This is a genomic window from Streptomyces sp. NPDC044064 (assembly GCF_056434245.1).
In genome coordinates this window covers 1-15,716 of record NZ_JBWKFN010000015.1, presented here as the reverse complement: position 1 = coordinate 15,716, position 15,716 = coordinate 1, and the positions used below count along the sequence as shown (strand labels likewise).

At 71.6% G+C, this 15,716-nt stretch carries 18 protein-coding genes; 9 read left to right on the top strand and 9 right to left on the bottom strand.

The window, feature by feature from the left end:
- Positions 1-188: 188 nt before the first annotated feature.
- The 6 genes from AC07DS_RS23955 to AC07DS_RS23930 form a co-directional block, all read right to left on the bottom strand.
- Positions 189-1,622, bottom strand: a complete 1,434-nt coding sequence (locus AC07DS_RS23955) for a sensor histidine kinase (RefSeq protein ID WP_479148338.1) — start codon at positions 1,620-1,622, stop codon at positions 189-191.
- Positions 1,622-2,359, bottom strand: coding sequence for a response regulator transcription factor (locus AC07DS_RS23950; RefSeq protein ID WP_479148337.1), 738 nt, complete (start codon positions 2,357-2,359; stop codon positions 1,622-1,624). The genes AC07DS_RS23955 and AC07DS_RS23950 overlap by 1 nt, the downstream gene beginning before the upstream one ends.
- Before the next feature lie 123 nt (positions 2,360-2,482).
- On the bottom strand, positions 2,483-3,085 hold the full coding sequence (locus tag AC07DS_RS23945; protein WP_479148335.1) for an FMN reductase: 603 nt from the start codon (positions 3,083-3,085) through the stop codon (positions 2,483-2,485).
- Positions 3,082-4,197 (bottom strand): LLM class flavin-dependent oxidoreductase, encoded by a 1,116-nt coding sequence (locus tag AC07DS_RS23940; RefSeq protein ID WP_479148333.1) that lies wholly within the window; start codon positions 4,195-4,197, stop codon positions 3,082-3,084. Before AC07DS_RS23940 ends, AC07DS_RS23945 begins: the two co-directional genes overlap by 4 nt.
- An 81-nt stretch (positions 4,198-4,278) precedes the next feature.
- The gene (locus tag AC07DS_RS23935; protein WP_336114005.1) at positions 4,279-4,707 is read right to left on the bottom strand and encodes a GNAT family N-acetyltransferase; all 429 of its coding nucleotides are present in this window, start codon (positions 4,705-4,707) and stop codon (positions 4,279-4,281) included.
- A 33-nt stretch (positions 4,708-4,740) separates the two neighbouring features.
- Positions 4,741-5,631, bottom strand: coding sequence for an NADP-dependent oxidoreductase (locus tag AC07DS_RS23930; protein WP_479148331.1), 891 nt, complete (start codon positions 5,629-5,631; stop codon positions 4,741-4,743).
- Between the two features lie 133 nt (positions 5,632-5,764).
- Between AC07DS_RS23930 and AC07DS_RS23925 the strand changes: the two genes are divergently transcribed.
- Together AC07DS_RS23925 and AC07DS_RS23920 are read left to right on the top strand one after the other, a co-directional pair.
- A complete protein-coding gene (locus AC07DS_RS23925) occupies positions 5,765-6,169 on the top strand; it encodes a winged helix-turn-helix transcriptional regulator (protein WP_479148329.1) in 405 nt (134 codons plus the stop codon).
- Positions 6,170-6,272: 103 nt separating this feature from the next.
- The gene (locus tag AC07DS_RS23920) at positions 6,273-7,682 is read left to right on the top strand and encodes an MFS transporter (RefSeq protein WP_479148327.1); all 1,410 of its coding nucleotides are present in this window, start codon (positions 6,273-6,275) and stop codon (positions 7,680-7,682) included.
- On the opposite strand, the gene AC07DS_RS23915 is transcribed toward AC07DS_RS23920, so the two are convergent.
- Together AC07DS_RS23915 and AC07DS_RS23910 are read right to left on the bottom strand one after the other, a co-directional pair.
- Complete coding sequence (locus tag AC07DS_RS23915; protein ID WP_479148325.1) at positions 7,679-8,158, bottom strand: MarR family winged helix-turn-helix transcriptional regulator; 480 nt, start codon at positions 8,156-8,158, stop codon at positions 7,679-7,681. The two genes, AC07DS_RS23920 and AC07DS_RS23915, sit on opposite strands and share 4 nt — an antisense overlap.
- Positions 8,159-8,228: 70 nt before the next feature.
- Positions 8,229-8,693, bottom strand: coding sequence for a hypothetical protein (locus AC07DS_RS23910; RefSeq protein WP_479148323.1), 465 nt, complete (start codon positions 8,691-8,693; stop codon positions 8,229-8,231).
- 117 nt (positions 8,694-8,810) lie between these two features.
- Here AC07DS_RS23910 and AC07DS_RS23905 point away from each other — a divergent pair, with 117 nt between their 5' ends.
- From AC07DS_RS23905 to AC07DS_RS23895, 3 genes are read left to right on the top strand one after another with little or no spacing between them, the layout of a single operon-like run.
- Positions 8,811-9,149, top strand: coding sequence for a YnfA family protein (locus tag AC07DS_RS23905; protein WP_468812494.1), 339 nt, complete (start codon positions 8,811-8,813; stop codon positions 9,147-9,149).
- Positions 9,150-9,202: 53 nt separating this feature from the next.
- Positions 9,203-9,976 (top strand): SDR family NAD(P)-dependent oxidoreductase, encoded by a 774-nt coding sequence (locus AC07DS_RS23900; RefSeq protein ID WP_145884910.1) that lies wholly within the window; start codon positions 9,203-9,205, stop codon positions 9,974-9,976.
- Positions 9,976-10,122 (top strand): hypothetical protein, encoded by a 147-nt coding sequence (locus tag AC07DS_RS23895; protein WP_479148319.1) that lies wholly within the window; start codon positions 9,976-9,978, stop codon positions 10,120-10,122. Before AC07DS_RS23900 ends, AC07DS_RS23895 begins: the two co-directional genes overlap by 1 nt.
- A gap of 16 nt (positions 10,123-10,138) precedes the next feature.
- Here the strand turns inward: AC07DS_RS23895 and AC07DS_RS23890 are convergent, their stop codons facing one another.
- Positions 10,139-11,332 carry an RtcB family protein gene (locus AC07DS_RS23890; RefSeq protein ID WP_479148317.1) on the bottom strand — a complete coding sequence of 398 codons (1,194 nt, stop codon included), beginning with the start codon at positions 11,330-11,332 and terminating at the stop codon, positions 10,139-10,141.
- A gap of 216 nt (positions 11,333-11,548) precedes the next feature.
- Here AC07DS_RS23890 and AC07DS_RS23885 point away from each other — a divergent pair, with 216 nt between their 5' ends.
- From AC07DS_RS23885 to AC07DS_RS23870, 4 genes are all read left to right on the top strand, one after another.
- Positions 11,549-12,388 carry a DUF3558 domain-containing protein gene (locus AC07DS_RS23885; RefSeq protein ID WP_479148315.1) on the top strand — a complete coding sequence of 280 codons (840 nt, stop codon included), beginning with the start codon at positions 11,549-11,551 and terminating at the stop codon, positions 12,386-12,388.
- Between the two features lie 126 nt (positions 12,389-12,514).
- Positions 12,515-13,396, top strand: a complete 882-nt coding sequence (locus AC07DS_RS23880; RefSeq protein ID WP_479148313.1) for a DUF3558 family protein — start codon at positions 12,515-12,517, stop codon at positions 13,394-13,396.
- 99 nt (positions 13,397-13,495) lie between these two features.
- Complete coding sequence (locus AC07DS_RS23875) at positions 13,496-14,791, top strand: DUF2637 domain-containing protein (RefSeq protein WP_479148311.1); 1,296 nt, start codon at positions 13,496-13,498, stop codon at positions 14,789-14,791.
- 199 nt (positions 14,792-14,990) lie between these two features.
- A complete protein-coding gene (locus AC07DS_RS23870) occupies positions 14,991-15,512 on the top strand; it encodes a sigma-70 family RNA polymerase sigma factor (RefSeq protein WP_479148309.1) in 522 nt (173 codons plus the stop codon).
- The last annotated feature ends 204 nt before the right edge of the window (positions 15,513-15,716 follow it).

Below are 15,716 nucleotides of genomic sequence, written 5' to 3'. Positions count from 1 at the left end.
AGCCGCACACCCCACCCGCCCCCGCGCCAGCCACCCGCGAGCCCACCCGGCAGGGAGCCCGCACCCGCCGACGACGAACCCGCCCCACAGGGGCCACCCGCAGCCGGCGACGAAAGCTGCACGGGTGGTGCGGGTGGGAACCGGAACCCCGCCGAAGGCGAAGCCGAGGCGTCCCGCCCCGGATGCCCTCAGTGCCCCCCGCTCCCCACGATCCCCCCGCCCACCGTGAACCCGATGACCGCCCCGCCCCCTTCCCGCCGGAAGGCGAAGGGCGCGCCGCCATGCGCCATGGCGACCTCGCGGACGATGGACAGGCCGAGCCCCGACCCCGGCAGGGACCGCGCGTCGGCAGCACGGTAGAAGCGGTCGAAGATACGGATCAGGTCGCCCTCGGCGATACCGGGACCCCGGTCGAGGACCTCGACCCGGACGGTCCCGAGCCGCGCGGGCCCGGTGATGCCGATCTCGATGGGCGCCTTGCCGTCGCGGTCGAACTTCGCCGCGTTCTCGACCAGGTTGGACAGGGCCCGCTGCAGCATCCCGGGCCGCCCGTCGGTACGCGTGTCGCCGCTGGTGCGCAGCACGATCTCCCGGCCGGTGCGCCGCTTGGCCAGCCCCATCACGTCCTCGGCGATGTCGGCGAGGTCCACCCGCTGCGGCGGCTCCGAGTCGGACTGCCCGGCCGCGAGGTCGACCAGCTCGTTGACCAGGTCGGTCAGCTCCCGGGCCTCCTGGGTGAGGTCGGCGACGAGTTCCTCCCGGGTCGCCGGGGGAAGCTCGTCGATCCTGCGCAGCAGCGAGATGTTCGTACGCAGCGAGGTCAGCGGTGTCCGCAGCTCGTGCCCGGCGTCCTGGACCAGCCTGCGCTGGTCCTCCTCCGACTGGGCGAGCCGGCCGAGCATCCGGTCGAAGGCACGGCCGAGCCGGCCCACCTCGTCCAGGCCCGCGACGGGCACCTCGATGCCGAGCTGGCGGGTGCGCGCCACGTCCTCGGCGGCGGAGGTGAGTATCACCAGCCGCATGGTGATCCGGCGGGCCAGCCACCAGCCGAACAGCCCCGCGGCGACCACGACCGCCGCCATCAGGATCAGCGTCCGCTGCTGCAGCGCCCGCAGCAGGTCCTCGGTGTCGCTGAACTCCTGCGCGACCTGCACCGCGCCCTTCCCGTCCCCGAGGGAGACGGTGGCGATGCGGAACAGGTCCTCGCCGACCCGGACGTCCTTGTGCTGGACCACCTTGCCGGCCCCCTGCGCGGTGGCCACGCCCTTGTCCCGGACGGTGACGGGCAGCACCGGACTGCCGTGGTCGACGATCTGCCCCTGCGCGCCGAGCACCTGTACGTCGGTCCGGGCCGGCCGGACCAGATCATGGCCGGGGCGGGAGGAGGAGAAGTCCTCGGGGACCATCTCGTGCTGCCGCACCTCGTCCTGCACGTCCTGGACGACCTGGGTGAACACCGACTGCTGGTCGACCCGGACCAGGCGCGCGGCGGAGCCGTACGACAGGATGCCGACGAGGATGGTCACGGCGGCGGTGACGGCCGCGAAGGACACCGCGAAGGTGGTACGCAGAGACACGAGCCTCGGCCGGGGCCCGGCCGGCAGCCGCCAGCGGCGGCCCACTAGTCCTCCCGCAGCACGTAACCCACGCCCCGGACGGTGTGGATCAGCTGGGGAGCACCGGGCTCGTCCAGCTTGCGGCGCAGGTAGCCCACGTACACGGCGAGGTTCTTCGAGCCGGGACCGAAGTCGTAGCCCCAGATGCGGTCGTAGATCGTGGAGTGGTCGAGGACGATGCCCGCGTTGCGGACCAGCAGCTCCAGCAGCTCGAACTCGGTGCGGGTCAGCTCCAGCTCACGCCGGCCGCGCCAGGCCCGCCGGGCCTGGAGGTCCATCCGGATCCCGGCGGCCTCCACCTGCCGGTCGGAGACCTGGACGTCCCGCCCGCCGTCACCGCCGGTGCCCGTGGCGCCGCCGGCGCCCGCGGGTACCGGGCTGGTGCGGCGCAGCAGGGCCCGCAGCCGTGCGAAGACCTCTTCCACGTCGAACGGCTTGACCACGTAGTCGTCGGCGCCGGCGTCCAGGCCCGCGATGCGGTCGGCGGTCTCCACCAGGGCGGTGAGCATGAGGATCGGGGTGCGGTCGCCCTCGGCCCGCAGCACCCGGCAGACCTGGAGCCCGTCGATGCCCGGCATCATCACGTCCAGCACGAGGACGTCCGGCGGGGTCCGGTGGGCCTGTGCCAGCGCTTCCACGCCGTCGGCCACCGCCGTCACCTCGTACCCCTCCAGGGTCAGGGCCCGCTCCAGGGCATGACGGATGGCACGGTCGTCTTCGGCGAGCAGCACATTCTGGGGCACGTCCCCAGTCTGCCAAGGCCTCCGCCGGTTCGGCCGGGACGAGCGGGTCTACGATCACCCTTTTTACCCGTCTCTCACCGTCACAGGAGCAACCCGGAGCGGAGGCCTACCGTCTTTTCACCGTCACGCCCCGAGCCGGGCCAGCTGCTCCTCGAACGGCACGACCGCGAGGTCGTCCTCGGCCGGGAGGCCGTCCTCGGCAGGCCGGGCCGCCGACAGCCCCTGCATCAGGGCCGCCAGCTCCCCCGCCGCCCGCTCGGTCCGCTCGGGCAGGCCCTCCGCACCCCAGTCCTCCGAGGCGGCGTACACGGCGGTGGGTACGACCACGGCCCGGAGGTAGGCGAACAGCGGACGGAGCGCGTGCTCCAGCACCAGGGAGTGGCGGGCGGTACCGCCGGTCGCCGCGATCAGCACCGGCTTGCCCGCCAGGGCGTCCTTGTCCAGCACGTCGAAGAACGACTTGAACAGTCCGCTGTACGACGCGCTGAACACGGGCGTGACCACGATCAGCCCGTCCGCCCCGGTCACCGCTTCCTGAGCGGCGGCCAGGGCGCGGCCGGCGAAGCCGTTGGTGAAGTTGTGCGCGATCTCGACCGCGAGGTCGCGCAGCTCGATCACCTGGATGTCGACGGGCGTGCGACGGTCCACGGCGGCGGCCAGCCGGTCGCCCAGCAGCCGGGTGGAGGACGGGACGCTCAGCCCCGCCGAGACGACGACGAGCTTCATTCGGCGGTCACTCCTTCGGATGCGGAAGAGGCGGCGGAGTCGGTGGCGGCGGCCAGCAGGGAAGCGTGCGTGGGAGCCTCCGGCACGTTCGCCGGGCGCCCGTTCGCGAACTCCTTGCGCAGCACCGGTACGACCTCCTCGCCCAGCATGTCGAGCTGTTCGAGCACGGTCTTCAGCGGCAGGCCCGCGTGGTCCATCAGGAACAGCTGGCGCTGGTAGTCGCCGGCGTACTCGCGGAAGCCCAGCGTCTTCTCGATCACCTGCTGCGGGGAGCCCACCGTGAGCGGGGTCTGGTCGGTGAACTCCTCCAGCGACGGCCCGTGCCCGTACACCGGCGCGTTGTCGAAGTAAGGCCGGAACTCACGCACCGCGTCCTGCGAGTTGCGGCGCATGAAGACCTGACCGCCCAGCCCGACGATCGCCTGCTCCGGGGTGCCGTGCCCGTAGTGGGCGAACCGCTTCCGGTAGAACTCGACCATCCGCTTGGTGTGGTCGGCGGGCCAGAAGATGTGGTTGTGGAAGAAGCCGTCGCCGTAGAACGCGGCCTGCTCGGCGATCTCCGGGGAGCGGATCGAGCCGTGCCAGACGAACGGCGGCACGTCGTCCAGCGGCCGCGGCGTGGACGTGAAGCCCTGCAGCGGCGTGCGGAACTTGCCCTCCCAGTCGACGACGTCCTCGCGCCACAGCCGGCGCAGCAGGGCGTAGTTCTCGATGGCGAGGTTGATGCCCTCACGGATGTCCTGGCCGAACCACGGATAGACCGGGCCGGTGTTGCCGCGGCCCATCATCAGGTCGACGCGCCCGTCGGCCAGGTGCTGGAGCATCGCGTAGTCCTCGGCGATCTTCACCGGGTCGTTGGTGGTGATCAGCGTGGTGGAGGTGGAGAGGATCAGGTTCTCCGTCCGCGCCGCTATGTGGCCGAGCATCGTCGTCGGGGACGACGGGACGAACGGCGGGTTGTGGTGCTCGCCGGTGGCGAAGACGTCGAGGCCGACCTCCTCGGCCTTGAGCGCGATGGCGACCATGGCCTTGATCCGCTCGCGCTCGGTCGGCGTACGCCCCGTGGTGGGGTCCGGCGTGACGTCGCCGACCGTGAAGATCCCGAACTGCATGGTCGCTCACCCTCCAGGTTGTTGACGGTTCAACTATATCCCTGGAACGGTGGCCCGGCCCGAGCTATTCCCCGCGCCCCCCTACAGCGGCTTCACGAAGTGGAAGGCCCCGATCTCCATCCGTTCGCGCAGGTAGAAGCGGTGGGCGTCGGTGCGCTGGGTGCCCGAGTCGAGGTTCAGCTCCTGACAGCCGAGCGCCCGGCCGCGCTCCTCCAGGTGCGCGAGGAGCGCGCGGCCGACCCCGCCGGACCGGGCGGCCGAGGCGGTCACCAGGTCGTCGACGTACAGCTGACGCAGTGAGACGGTGTTGACCAGCACCCGCCAGCCGGCCACCCCCACGCAGGCCCCGTCGTCGTCATAGGCGGCGGAGAAGCGCAGCCCCTGCGCGCTCCCCTCCGCGTACACCCGGGCGAACAGCTCCTCGGTCAGATGCGGACGCAGCTCCCGCAGCACGGGCAGCACCTCGGTCCCGAGCCGCGGGTCCCCCGGCTCCAGCTCCATGATCTTCATGTCCGCACCCTAGGGGGCACACCCCCGCTCGCACTACGGCACCAGCACCAGGCGGCCCCGCACCCCGCCCTCGGCCAGCCGGGCGTGCGCCTTCGCGGCCTCGTCCAGGCCGTACGTCCCGGCCACCCGCAGGCTCAGCACCCCCTCGTCCACGAGCCGGGCCAGCTCCGCCAGCCGGGCCCCGTCGGCGCTCACCATCACGGCCGTGGTCCGCACCCCGCGGACCGAGTCGGGCTGTCCGCCGGGCCGGGCGCTGACGAAGACACCTCCGTCACGCACCGACTCCAGCGCCGGCTCGCCGAGCATCGCCGCGTCCAGCACCGCGTCCACGCTCGCCGGGGCGACCCCCTGGGTCGCGAAGTCCGCGGCACCGAGGGACCGCACCAGCTCCTCGTCGGCAGCCCGGGCCTGCCCGGTCACCTTGATCCCGCGGTGCGCGGCCAGCTGCACGGCGAACCCGCCCATCGCGCCCGCCGCACCGGTCACCAGCAGCGACGCACCCGGCGCCAGCTCCATCAGGTCGAGAGCCTGGATCGCGGTCAGCGCGTTCAGCGGCAGGGTGCCGGCGTGCACCGCGTCGACCGTGGCCGGGGCCTCGGCCACCGCGTCCGCCGGTACGACGACGTACTCGGCGTGCGTGCCCAGCGGGGCGGTCACGCCCGCCGCGAGGGCCACCACCCGGTCGCCGACCTGCCAGGCCGCGCCCTCGCCCACCGCGTCCACCGTCCCGGCCACGTCCCAGCCGAGTCCCAGGGGCTCGCCCGAGCCGCCGAAGAGACCGGCCCGCAGGGCCAGGTCGACGGGGTTCACCGCGCCGGCCGCCACCTTGATCCGCACCTGCCGCGCCCCCGGTTCGGGCACCGCCACGTCCACGATCTCCACGGCCTCCGGACCGCCGAACGTCTTCACCACAGCAGCACGCATGTCAACTCTCCCCGATTTCAAGGCATTTGCTGTACTTCGCGGCCATTTCCCGGCCGCAGCACCAACCATAGGAGAGGTACTATCCATCGGTAAGTAGTTACCTGAGAGTGCGTAGGGGACCCGGAGGAGAGCCATGGCGACCTTGAGCGCAGCCCAGCGGCGCGAGCAGGCCCGTATCGACTACGACGCCTTCCTGGCGGCCTGCCCCACCAACAACCTCCTCGGCAGGCTCAGCGACAAATGGGTGGGTCTCGTCGTCGCCGCCCTGGCCCCCGGCCCCATGCGCTACAGCGACATCGGCCGCAAGGTCGCCGGCGTCAGCCCCAAGATGCTCACCCAGACCCTGCGCACCCTGGAGCGCGACGGCATCGTCTCCCGCACGGTCACCCCGTCCGTCCCGGTCCGGGTCGACTACGAGCTCACCCCGCTCGGCCGCAGCCTCTCCGGCCTGCTGACCGCGGTGAAGACCTGGGCGGAGACCCACTTCGAGGAGGTCCAGGAAGCCCGCGAGCGCTACGACACGGAGAACCCCGCCTAGTCGGCGGACGGCCCTTTTGCCGCCTCGGCAAAAGGGCTGGGGCGCGGCCGGTGTCCGGCCACAGCATGGCCGGACAGACGCTCCCCGAACCGCGAGGTAGGCCGTGACCGCAATCGCCGCGCCGCACCCTGTCCAGCCGCCCCTTCTCAGCGCACGCAGACGCTGGACGGTGCTGGCCGTCTGCTGTCTGAGCATGTTCCTGGTGGGTCTCGACACCACCATCGTCAACGTGGCCCTGCCCGCCATGGGCGACGGTCTGGGCATCGGGACACGGAGCCTCGAATGGACCGTGGACGCGTACACGCTCGTCCTGGCCAGTCTCCTGATCTCCTCCGGCGCGCTGGCGGACCGGCTGGGCCGCCGCCGGGTGTTCCGGTCGGGGCTGGCCGTCTTCGGCGCCGCCTCGCTGCTGTGCGCGCTCGCACCGTCGGCGGGTGTGCTCGTCGGGGCCCGTGCGCTGCAGGGAGTGGGCGCCTCGATGCTGAGCCCCGTGGCGCTGGCCATCGTGGTGAACGCCATGCCGGACCCGAGGGAGCGCGCGCAGGCGATCGGCGTCTGGGCGTCGGTCTTCGGCCTCAGCATGGCCGCGGGTCCGGTCACCGGCGGCGCACTCATCGCGGCGTTCGGCTGGCGGTCGGTGTTCTGGATCAACGCGCCGGTCGTCGTGGCCGCCCTCGTCCTCAGTGCGGTGTTCGTGCCGGAGTCCCGGGCTGCGAACGGCGGGCGGCGGCTCGACGTCCCCGGTCAGATCCTGCTGACCGCGGTCGTCGGGGTCACCGTCGCCGTCCTCATCGAAGGGCCGCGCATCGGCTGGACCTCGCCCGCGGCGCTGGCCGCGTACGCGGTCGCGGCCCTGGCCACAGCCGGTTTCGTGCGGGTCGAGAGCCGCCGGCCCGAGCCCCTCATGGACCTGCGGCTCTTCCGGCGGCCGGCCTTCGGCGGCGCCGTCCTCGGTGCCGTGGCGGTCTTCGTCGCCCTGAACGTGACCCTGCTGCTCAACACCCTCTACCTGCAGCACACCCGGGGATGGACCCCCTTGGCCGCCGGTACCGCGACCCTGCCCATGGCCCTCGGGGCAACCGTCTGCGCACCCCTGTCCGGGCGCCTGGTCGGCCGTACCGGACCCCGGCTGCCGCTCCTCCTGGCCGGTGGCCTCATCACCGCGGGCGGTCTCGGCCTGCTCGGGCTCGACCCGCACACGGGCCTGCCGCTGCTCCTCGCGGCCTACGCGCTCATCGGCGCCGGATTCGGCTTCGCCAACGCCCCGATCACCAACACCGCGGTGAGCGGGCTGCCTCCCGCCCGGGCCGGGGTGGCCGGGGCCATCACCTCCACCGCACGCCAGCTCGGCTCGGCCATCGGCATCGCGATCGCCGGCGGCCTGGCCGCGGGCACCAGCGCCGCCGGGCTCGCCCGCGCGTCCCGGCCCGGCTGGATCACAGTCGCCGCCTGCGGCCTCCTGCTCCTCCTCGTGGCCCGGGCGGCACACCGGCCGAAGGACACCACCGCCTAGCCGCGCCCCTCCCGCAGCCGGGCGATCTGCTCCCCGCTGAACTCCACCGTCCGCTCCATGTGCCGGACGATCACGGCCAGCTCGGTGTCGTCCAGTTCGTCGAAGGTCCGCGACCAGTCACCGGCCAGCGAGTCCCACATCCGCCCGAACTCGGCGATCTTCTCCGGCACGGTCGCCACCAGCACCCGACGCCGGTCCGCTTCGTCCCGCTGCCGTACGACGTACCCCGCCCGCTCCAGCCGGTCCACCAGCCGGGTCGCCGACCCGGTCGTCAGCCCCGTCAGCTCCGCGACCCGGCCCGTGGTGACCGGCTCCGCCTCCAGCGTGAGCAGGTTCAGGCACTGCAGGTCGGTGGGGTGCAGCCCGATCCGGTCGGCGACGGCCTGGTTGAACAGGGCGTACGACGCCATGTACCGCCGGGACACCACGGACAGCTCCGCCAGCAGCCCGGACCGCCCGGTCCCGTTCCCGGCCATGCCGCACTCCCCTTCGTCTGCGTGGTGCAGAGATCGTACGACGGTCCGGACACCTCGGAATCCGGGCACCTCAGAAGGCGTACGCGTCCCCGGTGTCGAGGACGAGGACCTTCAGCCGGTCGTTCGAGCGGTCCCGGTCGACCGCACCGCCGTTCCAGGCGGTGTCCACCTCCAGCGTGAACTCCGACGGGGCCTGCGCGAGCCGCACGGCGACCGTGATCTCCTCCGCGGTCCCGTCCTCGTCCAGCGCCCCGGTGTCGCACACCAGCGTCCGCTCGTCCGTGCGCGCGCACCCGGCCGGCAGCAGCTGCCGATCGGCGAGCGGCACCGACCAGCGCAGCTGCACACTCGCGCCCGACACGGCCGAGGGCCCGTCGTTGTGCGGACTGACCCGGACCTCCACCTGGTCCCCGTTCATGACGGCGCTCCCGTGGAAGGACAGATCGGCCTCGGGCCCGGTCGCGGCCCCGGCCGGCCCGGCCGCACCCGCGGCCACCATCACGGCACCGCACACACCCAGCACCCATGCCCTCATCCGCATGCCACCTCGCCTCCGACCTGGTCCCGCATGCCGTACGGATGTATGCCACGCGAGCGGGCCGACAGGCGCCCTCCAACAGGTGACACCGCACCCGCGTGCAAAGCTGCCCGCATGTCGATCCTCCGCTCAGCCGCCCTCTTCGTCGTCGCCGCGCTGTTCGAGATCGGCGGCGCCTGGCTGGTCTGGCAGGGCGTGCGCGAGCACCGCGGCTGGCTGTGGATGACCGGCGGGGTCCTCGCGCTGGGAGCCTACGGATTCGTCGCCACCTTCCAGCCGGACGCGCATTTCGGCCGCATCCTGGCCGCGTACGGCGGGATCTTCGTGGCCGGCTCGATCCTGTGGGGCATGGTCGCCGACGGCTTCCGGCCCGACCGCTGGGACATCACCGGTGCCCTCATCTGCCTCGCCGGCATGGCCGTGATCATGTGGGCCCCGAGAGGCGGCGCCTGAGCCTCGCCTAGGCTGGACGGAGCGCCGACCCTTCTCTCTTCCAGGAGCAGCCCATGGCCCCCGCCCCGTCCGCAGCCTCCCGCATCGCCGTCGTCACGGGTGCGAGCAGCGGCATCGGCGCCGCGACGGCCCGGCAGCTCGCCGAGGCCGGGTACCGCGTCGTCCTCACGGCCCGCCGCGTGGACCGCATCGAGGCGCTGGCGAAGGAGATCAACGCGGCCGGCCACTCGGCGACGGCGTACCAGCTGGACGTGACGGACCGCGCCGCGGTCGACGAGTTCGCCACGGCCTTCCAGACGATCGGTGTGCTGGTCAACAACGCCGGCGGGGCGCTGGGCGCGGACCCGGTGGCCACCGGCGACCCGGCCGACTGGCGCTCGATGTACGAGACGAACGTCCTCGGCACCCTGAACCTCACGCAGGCCCTGCTCCCCAAGCTGGAGGCGAGCGGCGACGGCGTGGTGGTCGTGGTGTCGTCCACGGCGGGCCACGGCACCTACGAGGGCGGCGGTGGCTACGTGGCCGCCAAGCACGGCGCGCACGTCCTCGCCGAGACCCTGCGCCTGGAGATCGTCGGCATGCCGGTCCGGGTGATCGAGATCGCCCCCGGCATGGTCAAGACGGACGAGTTCGCGCTGACCCGCTTCGGCGGCGACGCGGAGAAGGCGGCCAAGGTCTACCAGGGCGTGGCCGAGCCCCTCAGCGCCGACGACGTGGCCGAGACGATCACCTGGGCGGTCACCCGCCCCAGCCACGTCAATGTGGACCTGCTGGTCCTGCGCCCCCGCGCCCAGGCCTCCAACACCAAGGTGCACCGGGAACTGTGATGGCGGACGAGGACTCGCTCGAGAGGCGCCGCCTGGCCCAGGAGACGAAGAACGAGCGGCAGGTCTGGTACTTCCTGGCGTACTTCCTCTTCGGCATCCACTTCGTGGCGTTCGTGATGATCTACGCCGTGCGCCACGCGAAGTGACGCACGGCGGCCGTCCTCAGCCCTTCACGCACACGACCTGCTTGAGCTTGGCCACGACCTCCACCAGGTCCCGCTGCTGGTCGATGACCTGGTCGATGGACTTGTAGGCACCCGGGATCTCGTCCACGACACCGGAGTCCTTACGGCACTCCACGCCCCGGGTCTGGTCCTCCAGGTCCTTGGTCGAGAAGCGCCGCTTGGCCGCGTTGCGGCTCATCCGCCGACCCGCGCCGTGCGAGGCCGAGTTGAAGGCCTTCTCGTTACCGAGGCCCTTGACGATGTACGAGCCCGTGCCCATCGAGCCGGGGATGATCCCGTAGTCGCCGGAGCCGGCCCGGATCGCGCCCTTGCGGGTGACCAGCAGGTCCATGCCCTCGTACCGCTCCTCCGCCACGTAGTTGTGGTGGCAGGAGATCTCCTGCTCGAAGGTCGGCCTGGCCTTCTTGAACTCCTTGCGGATCACGTCCTTCAGGAGCGCCATCATGAGCATGCGGTTGTACTTGGCGTACTCCTGCGCCCAGAACAGGTCGTGCCGGTAGGCCGCCATCTGCGGGGTGTCCGCGACGAAGACGGCGAGGTCGCGGTCGACCAGGCCCTGGTTGTGCGGGAGCTTCTGGGCCACGCCGATGTGGTGCTCGGCGAGTTCCTTGCCGATGTTGCGGGATCCGGAGTGCAGCATCAGCCAGACGGCGCCGGTGGTGTCCGTGCAGACCTCGATGAAGTGGTTGCCCGAACCCAGGGTGCCCATCTGCTTGGTGGCCCGCTCCGCACGGAAGTGCACCGCCTCGGCGACGCCGTCGAAGCGCTTCCAGAAGTCGTCCCACCCGGCCGTCGCCAGCCCGTGGAACTGCCCCGGGTCCGTGGGGTCGTCGTGCATCCCGCGACCGACCGGGATCGCCTGCTCGATCTTCGACCGCAGCCGCGACAGATCCCCCGGCAGGTCGTTGGCGGTCAGCGACGTCTTCACCGCCGACATCCCGCAGCCGATGTCCACACCCACCGCGGCAGGGCACACCGCGCCCTGCATGGCGATGACCGACCCGACCGTCGCACCCTTTCCGAAGTGCACGTCCGGCATCACGGCCAGGCCCTTGATCCAGGGCAGGGTGGCGACGTTCTGGAGCTGGCGCAGGGCCACGTCCTCCACCGTCGCGGGGTCCGTCCACATCCGGATCGGTACCTTCGCGCCCGGCATCTCCACGTACGACATGACGTTCCTCAATTCCCCCGGCAACCCAACAAATGGCTTAAAAGCATCAAAACGCAAAAGCGGCGCCAAGGTCTACGAAAAGGGACAGAGGACCGGCGTCCACGGCAGTGCGTGCGATACACATTGTGTCCAGGGAGCGCCCCGCGGCGGCAAGCCATTAACCAGCGGGGACACTGGACCACCGAGCGAGTACACACCGTCGAGAGGAGACCGTCCGTGCAGCGGAAGGCGTACGTAACCGGCACCGCCGCCCTCCTCGCGGCACTGCTGGCCGGCTGCACGAGCGGCTCCGGCGGCGACAGCCCGACGGACAACGCCAACCCCGGCGACGCCGGTACGGCGACCGTCGCGGCCCAGCCCGGCAAGTACCGCACCCTCCCCGAGCCGTGCGGCGTGATCGACCACGACACCCTCGACTCGCTGCTGCCCGGCATCAAGCAGCTCACCGACCCGGAGCAGCGGGACAGGGCGTACCAGGGCGACGCCACGCTCACCTACAACACCGACCGCAAGGTCGGCTGCCACTGGAAGGTGGAGTCCGCCGACGCCACCGACCGTCTCGCGGTCGACTTCGAGCGCGTGGTGTCGTACGACAACGCGGTCAGCGACGACGACCAGGCGCAGAAGCTGTTCCTGGAGAAGGAGACGGCCGCCGACCTGCCCGAGCCGAGCTCCGCCACCCCCGCCACCCCTGCCTCCTCCGCCCCCTCTGCCTCCGCCGGCTCGGCCACGGTCACACCCACCCCCACGGCCACCGCGAGCGACGACGCGTCCCCCTCCGGCATGGAGACCTCCCCGGACGCCACTCCGACCGATCTCCAGCCCCGCGTGCTGTCCGATCTCGGCGACGAGGCCTATCTGGACGACCAGCTGGGCAGCTCCGGCTCGACCGCCGAACCGCGGACGGTGACTGTGGTGTTCCGCACGTCCAACGTCGTCGTCACCATCGAGTACGAGGAGCAGCCGACGGCCACCGGAACGGTCCCGGACAGCAAGGAAATGCAGGACAGGGCCCGTGATCTGGCCTCCCAACTGGCCGACGCCCTCAACAGCTGACCCCCGCCGAGGTCCCTCGCGCCGCCGGCGGCAAAGCGCGCGAACGGAAACCGCACAGCACCTTCACCGCGTACGGTGGCCCCGCAGGAACCCGCACGACCACCGAGCGTCACGAGTGAAGGAACCATGCAGCGAGCAGCCCAGCGAGACGACCGTGCCCGAGACCAGCGAGCCAAGCGCCTGCGCCGCGCCCTTGTCTGCGTGGCAGCCGTTCCCGCGGTCCTGATCACCGCCGCCTGCTCCTCGGACAGCGGCGACTCCAAGGACAAGAGCGGCGCCGACGCCCGGCAGACCGCGAGCAGCGGCTCCACGCAGCAGCCCTCCGCGAGCGCCTCCCCGACCGTGCAGGCGGCCGCGTACAAGAAGCTTCCCGAGCCGTGCGCGGTGCTGTCGAAGGACACGCTGGGCAATCTGGTACCGAAGGGCGCAAAGTCGGGCAAGGAGGGCACCTCCGACGACACCGCCACCCGCTCCTCCTGCTCCTGGAGCAGCCTGGACAACAACGGCACCAAGGGCTCCCAGTTCCGCTGGCTCAACGTCTCCCTGCTGCGCTTCGACTCGGACGCGAGCCGCGGCTCGGGCAACGACCAGGCGCACACGTACTTCGCCCAGCAGGTCAGCGACGCGCGGAGCGTCTCCGGCGCGAAGAACGCCAAGTCGGAGCCGGTCGCGGGGACGGGCACCGAGGCGACGGTGGTGCGCTACGACCTGCAGAAGAAGGAGGGCGCCTTCAAGCAGCAGACGGTGGTCGCCCGGGTCGAGAACGTGGTCATCACGCTCGACTACAACGGCGCCGGTCTCGCGGGCGAGAAGACGCCGGACGCGAGCGAGCTGACCAAGGCGGCGGAGAAGGCCGTCAAGGAGGCGATCGCGGCGGTCTCGGTCGCCAACGGTGAAGGTTCCAAGGGCAGTTCCTCCACGAAGCCCTCTTCCTCGCCCTCCAAGCCGGCGTCCAAGCCCTCCTCCTCCAGCGCATCTCCGTCCAAGTCGGCCACCGCCAAGAACTGACCCGCCTCACGTTCGTCGCACGCGTATGCCACTCTGTTGCGCGCAACAACACGCAAGGGGAGGGGAGTACGAGTGGCCGCGCCAATGCAGCTGACTCGGATGCACCGGATACTCATCGGCGTGGTCGTTTCCGGCGCGTTGATCATCGCCGGCATCGGCTTCGCCGGTTCGTACGCGGCCGTCCGTGAGCTGGCCATCAAAAAGGGCTTCGGGAACTTCTCCTACGTCTTCCCGGTCGGTATCGACGCGGGCATCTGTGTCCTGCTCGCCCTCGACCTGCTGCTGACCTGGATCCGCATCCCGTTCCCGCTGCTGCGCCAGACGGCCTGGCTCCTGACGGCGGCGACCATCGCCTTCAACGGCGCCGCCGCCTGGCCGGACCCGCTGGGTGTGGGCATGCACGCGGTGATCCCGATCCTGTTCGTGGTCGCCGTCGAGGCGGCCCGGCACGCGATCGGCCGCATCGCCGACATCACGGCCGACAAGCACATGGAGGGCGTCCGCCTCACCCGCTGGCTCCTCTCCCCGGTCCCGACCTTCCTCCTGTGGCGCCGCATGAAGCTGTGGGAGCTGCGCTCCTACGACCAGGTCATCAAGCTGGAGCAGGAACGTCTCGTCTACCAGGCGAGGCTGCACGCCCGCTTCGGCCGGGCATGGCGCCGCAAGGCCCCGGTGGAATCCCTGATGCCCCTGCGCCTGGCCCGCTACGGCGTCCCCCTGGCGGAGACGGCCCCGGCCGGCCTGGCGGCGGCGGGCATCGAGCCGGCGCTGCTGCCGCCGTCCCCGCAGCCCCAGCTCGCCGCGGCCGGTGCGCAGCCGGTGGGCAACGCGCAGCCCGCGCGCGGCGGCGTGGCTGCGGGCAGCCACGCCGCCGGAGCGCCACAGGTGGGCGCGGTGGCACCTCCCGGCGAGCAGCGCCCCCTGCTCCCCCACCAGCGCACCGCGGAACCGCAGAACGTCCCGGACGAAGAGAGCCCCTGGTTCCAGACCCCGCGCGAGGTCGACTACCACGGCGGCTACGACCCCGCCTACAACCCGCCCCCGGACCCCCAGTACGTCCCCGAGGAACAGTACGGGGACTGGTACGAGGAGCAGCCCCCGGAGCAGTTCCAGCAGCCCGATCCGTCGGAGGAGACCGGCAGCTTCCCCATCCCGGTGGGCCCGAACCGCACCCGCGAACTGGGCGAGGGCGGCGGCCCTCCGGAACCCGACGAGGAGGCCTTCTACCAGGTCTTCCGCCAGTCCATCGACGGCAGCTACCCCACCGCCGGCCAGTTCCGCGGCGACGTGGAGGCGACGTTCGGCATCGCCATGCCCCAGCGCGACGCCGAACGCATGGTCAACCGCTTCACCAACCGCCACACGGCGGAACTGCAGGACGACCACATCGCCTGACACCTGAGTAACCCGGCACCGCCGCGAGGGGCACCACGGAGCTGCACCCGAAGCCCGTGGTGCCCCTCACGCGTGCGTACGGCTCCTGCGCCGGACCACAACACGAACCACTCCCCCGCCCGGTCGCACTCATCGGTCGCAAGGCCCCAACCGGGCGGGGGAGTTGTTCGTGATACCGGGTGAGGGGATCGGAGGGAACGTGGCCGAATGGTCGAGGCTGCTGTCCGAGCTGGCGCAGGAGCGCGGCGCGGAGCTGAACCGGTACGGCTTCCTGCTGTGCGGCGATCGCGCGGAGGCCGCCGACCTGGTTCAGGAGGCACTGGTACGGGTCTTCTCCCGGCCCCGCCGTGCGTGGCAACTGGGGGAGGCGGAGGCATACGTACGCCGCACGATGCTCAACCGCTACCTGGACCTGCACCGGCGCCGAGCCCGTTGGGTCCGCGCGCTTCCACGGCTCGTGTCGTCGGCGCCGGTCGCCGACCACAGCACGGACGTCCTGCACCGGATCGACCTCATGGACGCCATGCGCGGACTGTCGCCGAGGCAGCGGGCGTGCGTGGTGCTCCGTTACTACGAGGACATGTCCACCGCGGACATCGCGGCGCGGCTCGGCTGTGGTGAGGGGACGGTCAAGCGTCATCTGAGCGACGCACTGGCACGGCTGGGCGCCCGGTTGCGGCCACCCGCACATCACGCCGCGGAGGAAAGGCTGGAGACATGAAGCCCGAGGACCTGCGCGAACAGCTGATGGCTGCCGCGCAACGCACACCGCCGCCGGAGATCGACACCGAGCTCGTCCGGGCCCGGGGGGGGGGGGGGGGGGGGACCCCACCCCCCACCCCCGCCATGGGGGGGGTTGGCGGGGGCTCCCCCGGGGGGGTGAAAAACCCGCCCTCCTGCTTTCCACAAAAAAAACAAAAAACAA

What these genes read in the sequence shown, in the direction of transcription:
- AC07DS_RS23875 (WP_479148311.1), top strand. Translation starts at nt 13,496, where the DNA reads ATGCACCGGATACTCATCGGCGTGGTCGTTTCCGGCGCGTTGATCATC.
- AC07DS_RS23880 (WP_479148313.1), top strand. Translation starts at nt 12,515, where the DNA reads ATGCAGCGAGCAGCCCAGCGAGACGACCGTGCCCGAGACCAGCGAGCC.
- AC07DS_RS23925 (WP_479148329.1), top strand. Translation starts at nt 5,765, where the DNA reads ATGGCGACCTTGAGCGCAGCCCAGCGGCGCGAGCAGGCCCGTATCGAC.
- AC07DS_RS23900 (WP_145884910.1), top strand. Translation starts at nt 9,203, where the DNA reads ATGGCCCCCGCCCCGTCCGCAGCCTCCCGCATCGCCGTCGTCACGGGT.
- AC07DS_RS23910 (WP_479148323.1), bottom strand. Translation starts at nt 8,693, where the DNA reads ATGAGGGCATGGGTGCTGGGTGTGTGCGGTGCCGTGATGGTGGCCGCG.
- AC07DS_RS23935 (WP_336114005.1), bottom strand. Translation starts at nt 4,707, where the DNA reads ATGAAGATCATGGAGCTGGAGCCGGGGGACCCGCGGCTCGGGACCGAG.
- AC07DS_RS23905 (WP_468812494.1), top strand. Translation starts at nt 8,811, where the DNA reads ATGTCGATCCTCCGCTCAGCCGCCCTCTTCGTCGTCGCCGCGCTGTTC.
- AC07DS_RS23945 (WP_479148335.1), bottom strand. Translation starts at nt 3,085, where the DNA reads ATGAAGCTCGTCGTCGTCTCGGCGGGGCTGAGCGTCCCGTCCTCCACC.
- AC07DS_RS23940 (WP_479148333.1), bottom strand. Translation starts at nt 4,197, where the DNA reads ATGCAGTTCGGGATCTTCACGGTCGGCGACGTCACGCCGGACCCCACC.
- AC07DS_RS23890 (WP_479148317.1), bottom strand. Translation starts at nt 11,332, where the DNA reads ATGTCGTACGTGGAGATGCCGGGCGCGAAGGTACCGATCCGGATGTGG.
- AC07DS_RS23895 (WP_479148319.1), top strand. Translation starts at nt 9,976, where the DNA reads ATGGCGGACGAGGACTCGCTCGAGAGGCGCCGCCTGGCCCAGGAGACG.
- AC07DS_RS23915 (WP_479148325.1), bottom strand. Translation starts at nt 8,158, where the DNA reads ATGGCCGGGAACGGGACCGGGCGGTCCGGGCTGCTGGCGGAGCTGTCC.
- AC07DS_RS23930 (WP_479148331.1), bottom strand. Translation starts at nt 5,631, where the DNA reads ATGCGTGCTGCTGTGGTGAAGACGTTCGGCGGTCCGGAGGCCGTGGAG.